7 protein-coding genes are annotated in these 13,066 nt (G+C 37.8%); 4 read left to right on the forward strand and 3 right to left on the reverse strand.

What is annotated here, in order from left to right:
• The first annotated feature begins 401 nt into the window (after positions 1-401).
• A complete protein-coding gene (greA, locus tag ACU1LP_RS08155; RefSeq protein ID WP_445733280.1) occupies positions 402-875 on the forward strand; it encodes a transcription elongation factor GreA in 474 nt (157 codons plus the stop codon).
• A 67-nt stretch (positions 876-942) separates the two neighbouring features.
• A complete protein-coding gene (locus ACU1LP_RS08160; protein WP_445733951.1) occupies positions 943-1,332 on the forward strand; it encodes an HIT family protein in 390 nt (129 codons plus the stop codon).
• Between the two features lie 626 nt (positions 1,333-1,958).
• Here ACU1LP_RS08160 and ACU1LP_RS08165 read toward each other — a convergent pair.
• The 3 genes from ACU1LP_RS08165 to ACU1LP_RS08175 form a co-directional block, all read right to left on the reverse strand.
• Positions 1,959-2,654, reverse strand: coding sequence for a carboxylesterase family protein (locus ACU1LP_RS08165; RefSeq protein ID WP_445733952.1), 696 nt, complete (start codon positions 2,652-2,654; stop codon positions 1,959-1,961).
• Entirely contained in the window at positions 2,651-3,577 is a 927-nt protein-coding gene (rbsK, locus tag ACU1LP_RS08170) for a ribokinase (protein WP_445733953.1), read from the reverse strand. Before rbsK ends, ACU1LP_RS08165 begins: the two co-directional genes overlap by 4 nt.
• Positions 3,578-3,797: 220 nt before the next feature.
• Entirely contained in the window at positions 3,798-4,802 is a 1,005-nt protein-coding gene (locus ACU1LP_RS08175) for a GRP family sugar transporter (RefSeq protein ID WP_445733954.1), read from the reverse strand.
• Positions 4,803-5,270: 468 nt separating this feature from the next.
• On the opposite strand from ACU1LP_RS08175, the gene ACU1LP_RS08180 reads away from it, so the two are divergent.
• Together ACU1LP_RS08180 and ACU1LP_RS08185 are read left to right on the forward strand one after the other, a co-directional pair.
• Positions 5,271-12,362, forward strand: a complete 7,092-nt coding sequence (locus ACU1LP_RS08180) for a fibronectin type III domain-containing protein (RefSeq protein WP_445736018.1) — start codon at positions 5,271-5,273, stop codon at positions 12,360-12,362.
• A gap of 4 nt (positions 12,363-12,366) precedes the next feature.
• Positions 12,367-13,056 carry a hypothetical protein gene (locus ACU1LP_RS08185; RefSeq protein WP_445736019.1) on the forward strand — a complete coding sequence of 230 codons (690 nt, stop codon included), beginning with the start codon at positions 12,367-12,369 and terminating at the stop codon, positions 13,054-13,056.
• Positions 13,057-13,066: the final 10 nt, after the last annotated feature.

Consider the following 13,066-nt stretch of genomic DNA (forward strand, 5'->3'; position numbering starts at 1 on the left):
TTCGCTATTAATCATTTCGTTGGGTGATAATGCTTTTAACATGCTCGTTTCATGTGTTTATATTATTTGTTTTTTATAAGTTATATTTCGACCGCGCTCAGTACAGGTATGGAACGCCTTGATAATCATTTCTCTGTAAGGATAAAATTCAATCATGGGCGTTTCAATTTACAACATTAAACAAAATGAGCTGAATATTTTGTATATTTCCTCTTAACATTTTTATTTTTTATTTAAGGTAAGAGGGAAAGTACTTTATAAGGTATCCATAAATAGTTGACTAAAATTTTGTACTTTTGTTATGCAATCTCGTGTAAACGGGATTTTTTTATGCTGAACTCCTGTACTGTGCGTTGTCGAAGTAGGTTTCAGCATTTTACTATTAATAAAACGATGAAGTTATGAGTAAAGTATCATACTATACACCTGAAGGACTAAAAAAATTAAGGGACGAACTAAAGCAATTGAAAGATGTGGAGCGTGTAAAAGCGTCCAAAGCCATTGCTGAAGCTCGGGATAAAGGCGATTTAAGTGAAAACGCCGAATACGATGCTGCCAAAGAAGCACAAGGTATGTTGGAAATGCGCATTGCCAAATTAGAAGATGCTTTGGCTGGCGCGCGAATTATTGACGAATCGCAAATGGATAATTCTAAGGCCTTGGTTTTATCTAAAGTGAAAATAAAAAACCAAACCAACGGAAAAGAAATGGTCTATACCTTGGTTGCCGATGGTGAAGCGGATTTAGCTTCGGGAAAAATTTCGGTGAATTCACCCATAGGAAAAGGGCTTTTGGGAAAATCGGTTGGCGACGTAGCCGAAATACAGGTGCCCAATGGTGTTATGAAATTTGATGTTATTGAGATTTCTAGATAAAAAATAAATTAAATAGACCTGTCAGGTTTTTAAAAACCTGACAGGTCTGAATTAAAACTATGGCTCTATGGCTTCAATTTTCACTAAAATAGTTAATGGCGAAATACCTTGTTACAAAATTGCCGAAACCGATGATTTTTTAGCATTTTTAGACGTAAACCCGAATGCCAAAGGGCATACGCTTTGTATTCCTAAAAAGGAAATTGATAAGATTTTCGATTTGGATGAAGTTACTTATACAGGCTTGATGCAGTTTTCAAGACAGGTTGCAAAAGCTATTGAAAAAGCAATTCCATGTAACAGAGTCGGGGTTACGGTTATTGGCTTGGAAGTACCTCATGCCCATGTGCATTTAATTCCGTTGCATACTATGGAAGATGCCCGTTTTATTCAAAAAGTAAAACTTTCCGCAGAGGAATTTCAAGAAGTAGCTAAACGTATCAAAGCTTATTTATAGCATAAATTACGATGGTAATAACAGTTCATGCTACCAAAGCAGTACTCCCAGCATGCACCTAGGTTAATTTTTTAAAATAGGTAGAAGCCTTTTGGAGCGGGTACACGATAAATTTCCCTAAACTGGAATCTTGACCCATAAGGTTTCGAAAACCTCTTGTTGGTATTTAACGGCAAATCCTGAGTGCAAACCATATTTGTTATCGGATAAATTTCGAAAAAAAAAAGATTTGTCGTACACACAATATAGGTGGATGGTCGGCCTTAATTTCCAAAAAACAATATTTTGAAATATGCAATTATGATGGAACTCATTTAAATACTTAAGACATTCAAGTCTTGCTGAGAATTCATAACCAAAAAAGGGAATCATAAAATTTATAGTTTAAGAATAGCTTAGATTGATTGGAATATTTCTCTAACTTAACCTGAATAATAAGAAAATTAAGATTGAATTTTTATTTTTCCCCTCCCTAAAGGGTGGAAAAATTCCTGAAATATAGAAAATGTATCACCCTTTAGGGTTGGGGAAGGGACATTTTCGGCTCAATAGGGTTATCCATTATTCACGTTAACTTACCAATAGCGTTCTTCTTTAACCGAAATTTTAATATTAAGTCTGGTTGACTATTTTAATTTGTGAGAGAGTAGCCAAATAAAAATGGCATCATTTTCGAAAGTTTCCGTCCAACTATCATGATCCGCATTTGGGTAAAGGGTAAGTTTCGCATCTGGATTGAATTGTTTTAATTTTTCATAAGCCTGAATAGTTTGTTCTACAGGAACTATGCTATCTTTTTCGCCATGAAAAAACCATACAGGCAAATTAGGCACCCAATTGATATATACCATTGGGATATTGGCTGCGCAAACAGAAAGCATCGCTGCGTATTTATTAGGGTTGTTAACGGCCATTCTCCAAATACCATCGCCTCCTCTGCTGAGTCCTGTAAGGTAGATTCGTTTGGTGTCAATGGACAAGGAATCCACTAAATGGTCAACCATTTTATTAATGACTTTATCGTCCCACAGCCCATTTTTATTAGGGTTTTGGGGTGCAAATACATAAAAAGGAAAGTTTTTGCCCTCATTAATCAACTTAGGTAAACCATGTTCTTTAACAAGATTAAGGTCTGAACCACTTTGACCGCCGCCATGTAAAAAAACCACTAATGGGTAAACATCTTGTTTCTCAATAGGCGTATACAAATAAAATTTCATGTTCTCTTTGCTGGTTACTTCCGTTTCAAAGGATTTTAGTTGCGCAAAAAGACTGGGATTAAAAAACAGTATTGTAAGAATTAATAATAGCTCTTTTTTCATCCGTTTTTGTTAGCTTGTTTGAGAAACTCTTGTGTTTCTTCAAAATTAGGAATAGAAGGTTGTGCGCCGTTTTTTGTTACCGATATGGCCGCTGCAGCACAAGCAAAAGGGATGGATTCTTCAAAATTTCTATGTTGGGATAAAGCAACGGCGAGAGTTCCATTAAAAACATCGCCTGCAGCTGTGGTATCTACAGCTTTTACTTTAAAAGATTTGTAATGGGTGGTTTTATGTTTATTAACGAGGTAGCAACCATTTGATCCTAAAGTTATAATTACATTTTTTATTCCTTTTTCCAATAAGATTTTTCCGGCTTTTTTCGTGTTTTTTAAATCAGAAATTTTTATACCGGTAAGTAGTTCAGCTTCTGTTTCATTGGGCGTAATCAACCAAACTTTTTGTAGTATTTCTTTAGGTATTTTTTGTGCCGGGGCAGGGTTTAATATAACTTTCGTGTTATTCTGGTATGCAATTTCGATAATGCTATTAACTGTTTCAATAGGAATTTCCAGTTGTACCAAAACATAGCTTGCGTTTTTGATAATGTCTTTTAAACTATGAATATCTTCCATGGTCAAATTCATATTGGCACCTGGAGCCACGGCAATGGAGTTTTCTCCTTTTTCCGAAACTAAAATTTGAGCAATACCAGTAGGTTCTTTAAGGTCGGTTAAAATTGTTTTTGGAGATAATCCTTCGGCTATAAAATGATTTTTCATATTTTCTCCAAAGGCATCAGCACCAATTTTCGTAATAAAAGTAATGTTGCCACCAAAGCGTTGTGCCGCAATAGCTTGATTAGCACCTTTTCCACCAAATACGGAAGCAAATTTTCCGCCCAAAACTGTTTCTCCAATTTTTGGTATCTGAGGAACCTTAATAATTAAATCCATGTTAGAGCTTCCAACTACTACTAAATCCATATATGTTTGTTTTAATAATTTAATCTAAATAATTCCCCGACGGTTCTACCTCGGGGTTTCCGAATTTACCTCCCCTTTGGGGAGGTCGGGATTGCCTTTTCGCAATTCCGGGAGGGGCAAAATATAATCCCGATAATTATCGGGACGGCGAAATACCTCTATGTCCCGATAGCTATCGGGACTGCCTCGAGGATAGTCGGTTTCAGGAATTTTTTTATTTTTAGGCAATTTTCGCATAGATAATGAGTCCGATTCCTAAGATAAAGAATAGAAACATGAGGGCTAGTAACCAATTTTTACTTTTGGGTAAATCTTTAAATTCTTTCCAAATATACACCCCCCAAATGGCGGCAACTAAAGTTGCCCCTTGCCCCAATCCGTAGGCAATTGCAGGGCCTGCTTGTTCAGAGGCTAGAATGCTAAATGACATGCCAATACCCCAAATAATGCCACCTAAAATTCCAATGCCATGTAGTTTTGGTGTTCCAATTTTAAAATAATCATTATAAGTTACTGCTTTTCCTGCAATGGGTTTGTACATATTAAATGTATTGAATAGGAAATTCGAAAGAAGCAAACCTAGCGAAAATGTTACTAATGCAGTATATGGGGTTAATTTGCCAACTTCTGGTGTTACAAAATTAGAAGCCATGGATAGGGCAACGTATTTATAGAAAAATCCCATCGCAATACCTGCTAATAAAGAAATTATAATACCTTTTGAAGAAGATTGTTTATCCTCTTTCGTAATCGCTTTATAAGCTAAAGCATCAAGAATTATAGCAAATGCTACAAATATAACACCCAAAAACAAGTATATTGGATTGCCTTCTGGAGTATCCATATAATTGGTAATAACACCTAAAACAAGCGCAATACCAATGCCAATGGGAAAGGCAATGGCCATACCTGCAATATCAATTGCAATGACCAATAACAAATTGGCAAAATTAAAAATAGCACCTCCTATTAGGGCATACCAAATATAGGTTCTCTCTGCTTGTTGTACATCTTTTAAAAAACTTCGTCCTTCCTCTCCTGTAGAGCCTAAGGTAAATGCCAAGAGTAGGGTAATTAGTAAAATACCTATAGAGTAATCCCAATAAAATAATTGAAATGGCCATTTTTTACTGGATAATTTTTGAGTATTTGCCCACGACCCCCAGCAGAGCATGGTAATGAAGCAGAAAAATACAGCTAATGGGTAGTTGTTAATGATATACATATTAAAGTTGGTTTTAATAAATAATGGTTTGCTTAGCGAGCATACTAAACACAATATTTGCCCACTTAATTTGCTTTTGGCCGTATGATGGTTTTATTTGCATCCTTGCTCTTATACCAAAAATACATGAACACTTAGTATGATGTGTGAAGCGTTTTTTTTGAACTTTTTTAATTTCCCAGAAAAAGTAAATGTATCCCACCTTTAAATTCTTCGGATTGATAATTTCAAAGAGAATAAACATTACAAGAAGTGAGGTGTTTATAGGTTGTGATGGCATTTTATGAAATTGTGAAATCGCAAAGCCATTTTTTAACAATACATATAAAAACACGCTATAAATTGAGAATTACTTAAAACAATTTACTTCTGATTTCAAAATTAATAGGGTAAGATTATTTACTCTCATTAAGTTCGGAGCAATTTAAATGTCAATTTCATACTTTATAATTTAAACTTTAATATTCGATGAAGAAAATTACTTTAATTGCTGTATTACTATTGTATTGCTCTATCAGTTATGGGCAATGGCAATCAATAAATCCAGGCGCTGGTGGTCAGGTGCAAGATGTTGTTCCAGATCCAAATACTGATGGTCGACTTATTTTGGCTTCTGATATGGAAGGAATCTACGAAAGCGTAGATCATGGAGAATCATGGCACGTAAAGGGATCCTTGCATCAAAACCGTGCTTATGCAGTAGCATTTGCTAAAGGAAATGTAAATAAGCTTTATGTGGGAACTTTGTATGGCTTGGAAGTGTCCAATGACGGTGGGAATACCTTTACTCTTGTTTCAGGAACTAAGAAAAAATCTATTGGAGCCATCGCTGTGGATCCTAATAATGAAAATATTGTTATTGCTGGAATTGGCTGGAGAGATGATTATGATTTTTCAAACACTTTTGGCTTACAACAAAATGCAAATGGTGAAATATATAGGTCTAGCGACGGCGGTGCAACCTGGACGATGGTCAATTTTGATACAGATGCTGGATCAGACAGGAATGTGTTTTCTATCCAGTTTGATGCCACTAATGGTAATGTAGTATATATAGGTTCGGGAAAAGGGCTTTTTAAAAGTACAGATGCTGGATTAACTTGGACCAAAATAAATGCACCTTTAGGTACTTTAAAAAACAAAGGTGCTGCCTTAAGTCCAGATGGCAAAGTTATATACGCTGCTTACACTGCCAACGGAAACAACGGTAATATATATGCTTCGCCTACATCAACAATTAACTGGCAACAAGTTACGGCTGGTAGTGGGGTAGCCATTGGAGCTCAAGACTTTTGGTACCCAGAAGTAGATCCTAGATCTACGGGGGGTGAACACAAATTAACAGTCGCTTTACAAAATAGTCGTGAAGGCCTGTTTGAAGCTACTTTTAATTGGAGTGGCGATGCTTTAACAACGTATTCATGGAAAACTGTTTGGAAAGGCACTGAAGGTTATGACAATGGATGGGATAACGCATCTCCAAATCCTAGATATGTACATTATACACCCAGCAATTGGGACAGAGCCATGTGGTCTACCACCAATCAAACCATTTTTCAAGGCAAACCAAGTGGTAATACGTACACTTGGCACAATAAATATTCTAAGCCCAATATGGCCATAAAAGTTTCACAATGGAATACTGAATGGCCAACGTATAGCAGTCGTGGTACAGAAAGCACTTATTCCTATGACATCGCTGTGCATGACAATTACATAGTGCAAGGCCAAGGAGATAACGGCGCCATGGAAAGTTGGGATAACGGATTTTCGTGGTCAAATATTCAACATAGACTAGGCAACCCTCCACTTGCAGATGTTCAGGCAGTTGATATTGCGGTAGGCAATGGCACTCCAATGGTGGTAGCACAGATGACGAGTGGTTATGGAGGCAATGCTGCCAACGGAAGTTTGTATGCTAAAAAATTAAACAGCCATTCACCTGATGATAAATGGTTGTTCTTGGCAGGAGGCTGGGAATGGAAAGGATTACCATCTGGGGTATTGCGAGATGTTGCTGTGTCTCCCGTAAAGAAAGATAGAGTTTTTGCATACTCTACAAATCAAGGGTTATATATGATGGATGATATAGGATGGGCTTATAGTGAGGCGGAGCAAGGTAGAAATGCCTGGTGGGCCAAAATCAATAACGGTGTGGCTGATGGTATTTATGCCGTTAAAAAAATAGCACCACACCCTACCAATGCAGATATTGTTTATATAAATGGTACATTAGGTAGCAAGCAAGGTGTGTTTAAAGGCGAAAAAATTGCTGATGATTGGGTTTGGACTAAGTTATATGAGGGTTCTGGTTGGGATTCTGAAATACAGGTTTGGGAAAATGAAGGGCAATTATACTTGTTTTTCTCAGGTGCTTCTTCTGAAGTTGGTGGCGATGGGAACAATTTTATTGGCACACTTTCCTTAGATGATGGTGTGACTTGGAAAACAGTCATCACCAAAGAAACTGCCAAAGGTTTGACAAGTCCGAGTTGGTTTGATGCTATTTCAGACGACTTTGGCTTTAGAAATAAAGGTGGTGTGGCAGGATATAAAAACCAGATCATCATGAATTACTATGACCATAGACAACAAAAAACCTTTGGCATTTATAAAGGAACTATTGATGGCTCTGGTAATGTAACTTGGGAAGATTTTACTGCCAACATCCCTTTTGGTGGTTTAACATCTGCTATTGTTAGGGATTTTCAAGGCGAACCTTATATCTATGCCACTACGGCGGGTGCTGGTGCTTGGAGACGCCCCTTGGGAGCTAGTACGGTAACCATGCCAGTGGCACCTTCAAACTTAGCAGTTTCAGAAATTTTGGGTACTACCGTTAAGTTGAGTTGGACAGACAATGCTACTAATGAGAACGGTTTTAGAGTTGAACGCAAAAAAGACAATACTTATATTACAGTAGCCACTTTAGCTGCGGATGATACGTCTTATGCTGATAAAGATTTGAATCCGTTAACAGCTTACACCTATAGGGTTATTGCATTCAATGCGGCAGGTTCTTCAGATTATTCAAACACCATCATAGGCACCACCGCAGAAAAAATTATTGTTTGCGAGAATGCTAATTTAATTCCGAACCCAGAATTTGATGATGCGCTTAATAATTGGGTACTATACAAAAACACAGGAGTTGTTGCCACATCAGAAGTGGTTACAGATGCGGGTATGTCTGGAGGAAATGCCGGCAAAGTAACCATTACTACCGTTCCTGGAACAAAAGATTCCGATGTACAATTTTATTCCAATTTACCAGAATTAACACCGGGCGCTACCTACCAAGTAACCTTTAAGGCAAAAGCTGCTGCTGCTAAGGATATTCGTATGAGCGTTCTATTGGGAGCAGCACCTTGGACTGGGTTTGTGTCTAAAGATATCACATTAACAGATCAGTCTGCCAGCTATGGTCCTTTTGACTTTACCGTAGCAACAGCAACTACTGCAGCACGTCTGGATTTCTTTTTAGGTAAAGATGCTAACGATGTTTGGTTTGATGCTTTAGTGGTGCAAGAAAAATGTGGTGCCCCAAAAGCACCCACCGCTTTAGTGGCAAGCCCATTTTCATCAACCCAAATAGATTTAAGTTGGGTTGACAATTCTGATAACGAGACCGGATTTGTGGTTCAGCAAAAAATAAACGATAATTTTGAAACGGTAGCGACGCTGGGCGCCAACGTAACTTCTAATTCCATCACAGGGTTAAAAGCCAATACCGCCTATACATTCAGGGTTATGGCGAAAAACGATTTTGGCGATTCAGTATATTCCAATGAAGTTAGTGCCAGCACTACAGATGTGGGGGCCTGTGCTAGCACAAACCTTATTAAAAATAATGAGTTTGATACAGCTTTGGATAATTGGGAACTGTATGATAACACAGGCAGCAGTGTCACTGCCGAGGTAGTTACAGATGCCACTATTTCGGGAGCGAATGCCGTGAAAATCACAATACCTTCTGTTACGGGTACTTCTGATTCCAATATACAGTTTTTTCAAGGGTTGCCAACCTTACAAAACGGGTTAACGTATCAGGTTACTTTTACCGCTAAAGCAGCAGCAACCAAAGAGATTCGCTTAGGCGTCTTGTTAGGTCAAGCGCCATGGACAGGGTTTTTATCACAGAATATTACTTTAACAAACCAAGTTGCCACTTATGGCCCGTATGAATTTACCATGACACAGAATAGTGATGTGGCACGTTTGGATTTCTTTTTAAGCAAGGACAATAACGACATATGGTTGGATGCTATTGTTTTAAAACAAAAGTGCGCTGCCATTGGTCCCAATGCGCCTTCAGAACTTACTTCTACGGTTACCTCTTCATCTGAAATAAATTTAACTTGGAAAGACAACTCTGATGACGAAACTGGTTTTATAGTGGAACGTAAATCAACGGGTGCTTTTGAAGCCATTGCAACCCTTGGTGCCAATATCACGTCATATTCTGATACTGGTTTGGTTGCTGCAACTCTTTACACCTATCGGGTGGTTGCCAAAAATGATCTTGGAAATTCAGACTATTCAAACCAAAGCACAGCGACTACGGATGCTGGGGTTTGTGGTGGACCTGATTTAATAGTTAATGGGGAATTTGATTCCAATTCAGATAATTGGGTGTTCTACAAAAATACAGGGGTAGTTGCAACGCAAACTGTGGTAACCGATGGCGGTCTTTCTGGTGCGAATTCTGCAAAAATTACCATTACAACAGTTGACGGTACAAAAGATTCCGATGTGCAGTTTTATCAAAATTTACCAGCATTGTCAACAGGTAAAACTTACGAAGTTACTTTTACAGCAAAAGCGGCAGCTCCAAAATCCATACGGGTGGGCGTATTCCTAGGTGCAGCACCGTGGACTGGGTTTCTCTCAAAAGATGTAAGCTTAACGGACACTTCTACAGCCTACGGTCCTTTCGAGTTTACGGTGAGTGCTAATACAAGTGTAGCACGTATTGGTTTCTTTTTAAGTAGAGACAACAATGATGTTTGGTTTGATGCTATTGTTTTAAAAGAGAAATGTAACACCGCAGTGCCAAATAAACCTTCAGATTTGGTAGCGAAATCCATTTCTTCTAGTCAAATAGATTTATCGTGGACGGATGCTTCCGATAACGAAACAGGATTTTCAATTGAAAGAAAATCGAATGCTGCTTTTGAAATCGTTGCTTCTGTTGGAGCCAATGTAAAAACCTATTCAGATAAAGGATTAAATGGTGCTACAGCATATACCTATCGGGTAGTTGCCAAAAACGCTGGTGGAAATTCTGAATATTCAAATGAAAGTGCTGCAACAACCAGTGCAAGTAGCACTGGTGGATGTGCATATCCTAATTTAATAAATAACGGAGAATTCGATACAGGTTTATCGGGTTGGGTTTCTTATTTTGACGCAGCAGGACCCGCTAGTGGTAGTGCCGCTCCAGATTCTAACGGTGTTTTATCGGGCGTGCTATCTACCAAAATAACAATAACCACCACGGGTGGCACGGACAACCAGGTACAATTCTATCAATCAGGCTTACCAATTTTAAAAGCTGGTAAAACCTATGAATTAACCTTTAGGGCTAAAGCTGCAGCAACGAAACCTATCCGTATTGCTGTATTAAAAGGCGAGAGTCCTTGGACTAATTTCTTGGAAAAAAATATTGATCTTTCAACAGAAGCTAAAACGTATGGGCCTTTTGAATTTACAATGACAGCTGAAAGTGTCGTATCCCAGTTCCATTTCTTCTTAGGAAAAGACATCAGTGATGTTTGGGTAGATGCCATTGTTTTGAAGGAGAAATGTAATGTTATTGTGCCAAATGCACCATCTGCTTTAACCGCGGTTGCCATATCGGCTAACCAAATAGATTTAACCTGGAGCGATAACAGTACCGATGAAAGTGGATTTACCATAGAACGTAAAAGTACTGGTGCTTATACAGAAATTGCAACGGTTAGTGCCAATACAACCTCATATTCAAATATGAATTTAGCTGCTGGATCTGCGTATATGTATCGCATCAAAGCAATAAATACTTCAGGAGTGTCTGCCTGGAGCAATGAAATTTCTGCAACCACTGATGATGACAATGGCGGAGATGCCGGATGTACTAATCCCAATCTGCTTAAAAATGGCGAGTTTGATAATGGAGATACAGATTGGATACCTTATAACAACACAACGGGCACCGCTTCATTTAAAGCAGATCTAGATTCGCAATTATCTGGAACAATGTCCGTTAAAATAACTATTGAGAAAGCTGGAGCTAAAGATTCGGATATCCAATATTACCAAAGTGGCTTGCCAAAATTAAAAGCAGGCGTAACATACGAATTATCTTTCATGGCAAAAGCAACGGCAGCAAAACCAATACGTATAGCTGTTTTAAGAGGAGAAGCACCTTGGAACAATTTCTTGGAAAAGCAAGTTAATGTAACAACGCAGGCTGCAACTTATGGACCCTATGAGTTTACCATGACGGCAGAAAGCACCGTATCACAATTTCATTTTTTCTTAGGAAATGACAATAGCGATGTCTGGGTGGATGCGGTTTCATTAAAAGAAAAATGCATCGTTACAACACCTCCTGCAAAACCTAAAAATTTAGTTGCTACAGCTGCTTCCGATAATCAAATTGATTTAAAATGGACGGATAGCGACTATAAAGAAACTGGTTTTATAATTGAGCGGAAATCCAGTGGCGATTTTGAGGTTATTGCAACAGTTAATGCAAATATTACTGGATATGCCGATATTGGCTTAGTTCCTCTTACCAAATATACCTACAGAGTTTCTGCAAAAAACGGTTTAGGAAATTCCGGTTATTCCAATGAAAGTGCCGCAACCACTTTAGAAGAAAGTGGCGTTCCTTACGATAATTTCAATATTGAAATTGTTGGAGAAACGTGTCCTGGCAAGAAAAATGGACAAGTGATCGTTAAAGCTAAAAAAACCTATGGTTTTGTAACGACCATAAATGGTATAACTTACAACTTTACCAAAGATTTAACGGTTGATGGTTTGGCTCCAGGGAATTATGAGTTTTGTATAACCATTGCCTCGGAAAATTTCAAGCAATGTTATAATGCAGAAATAGTTGGAGGGAAAAACATTACAGGAAAATCTAGTGTTAAAAAAGGTGAGATGTCTATTGATATAGATACTGGAACATCTCCTTTTAATGTATTAGTGAATGGTATATCCGTTTTGATCACATCATCAACTTCGTTTTCAATAGGAGTAGACCATGGAGATGTTGTACAAGTAAAAACAGAGAAAGAATGTGAAGGTGTTTTTATGGAAACCATTGATTTGATTGGTGTTATTTCAGCATATCCAAACCCAACACATGGTAAATTCGAGATTGAATTACCAATAGAAAAGAAGGAAGTTATTATTGACCTGTATAACATGCAATCTCAATTGATTTCCTCAAGATCTTATCCAATCATTTCGGGCAAAGTTCAACTCAATATTGAAAAGGAATCTGCTGGCGTTTATTTTGCAAGAGTACTTTTGGATAAACCAAGCAACTTTAAAATAATAAAACAATAAGACAATGAAAAAGTGTATTTATATGTTAATAATTTCTATCGGCTTATGGTCGTGCGATGATGAAAATAATTGGAGGTCTGTAGCTAATGTTGTGCCTACAGTGCCAGAGCAAGTGTATCCAACGGATAATTTATTATGTCTTGAAAATCCAATAACTTTTAAATGGACAGCCTCAACCGATTTTGAAGGCTATGAGGTAAAATATGAGCTGGAGATTGCTTCTGATAGGCAATTCAGCCAAATTGTGAAGAATGTAAAGGACATTACAACAACTTCAGCAACGGTATCCCTAGATAGGAACAAGGCCTATTATTGGAGGGTTCGGGCTATGGATGTTGAAAACGACCCAAGTACGTATTCCGTTACTTATCAATTTTATACCGAAGCGTTCGGTGTTTCAAATTATTTGCCGTTCTCCCCTTTATTAGTATCGCCTATAATGGATACCACGGTGTCTGGAACCACTTCAACATTAAGTTGGTCTGCCAAAGATGTAGATGTAGATGATACTTTGGTTTATGATGTCTATTTCGGTACCCAAAACCCACCAGTTACATTAAAAAGTAGTGCTTTAACAAGCACATCCCTAAATGTAGATGTAAATGCTGCCACAAATTATTACTGGATGGTGGTTGTAGACGACCAAAAGGGAGGTAAAACAAGAGGGCAAGTATGGAGGTTTAAAACCCAATAAATATTTTTAA

Source organism: Mariniflexile sp. (genome assembly GCF_052728615.1).

Bases quoted from the DNA above. Each gene is read 5' to 3' on its own strand.
- greA (WP_445733280.1), top strand. From the start codon at position 402: ATGAGTAAAGTATCATACTATACACCTGAAGGACTAAAAAAATTAAGG.
- ACU1LP_RS08160 (WP_445733951.1), top strand. From the start codon at position 943: ATGGCTTCAATTTTCACTAAAATAGTTAATGGCGAAATACCTTGTTAC.
- ACU1LP_RS08165 (WP_445733952.1), bottom strand. From the start codon at position 2,654: ATGAAAAAAGAGCTATTATTAATTCTTACAATACTGTTTTTTAATCCC.
- rbsK (WP_445733953.1), bottom strand. From the start codon at position 3,577: ATGGATTTAGTAGTAGTTGGAAGCTCTAACATGGATTTAATTATTAAG.
- ACU1LP_RS08175 (WP_445733954.1), bottom strand. From the start codon at position 4,802: ATGTATATCATTAACAACTACCCATTAGCTGTATTTTTCTGCTTCATT.
- ACU1LP_RS08180 (WP_445736018.1), top strand. From the start codon at position 5,271: ATGAAGAAAATTACTTTAATTGCTGTATTACTATTGTATTGCTCTATC.
- ACU1LP_RS08185 (WP_445736019.1), top strand. From the start codon at position 12,367: ATGAAAAAGTGTATTTATATGTTAATAATTTCTATCGGCTTATGGTCG.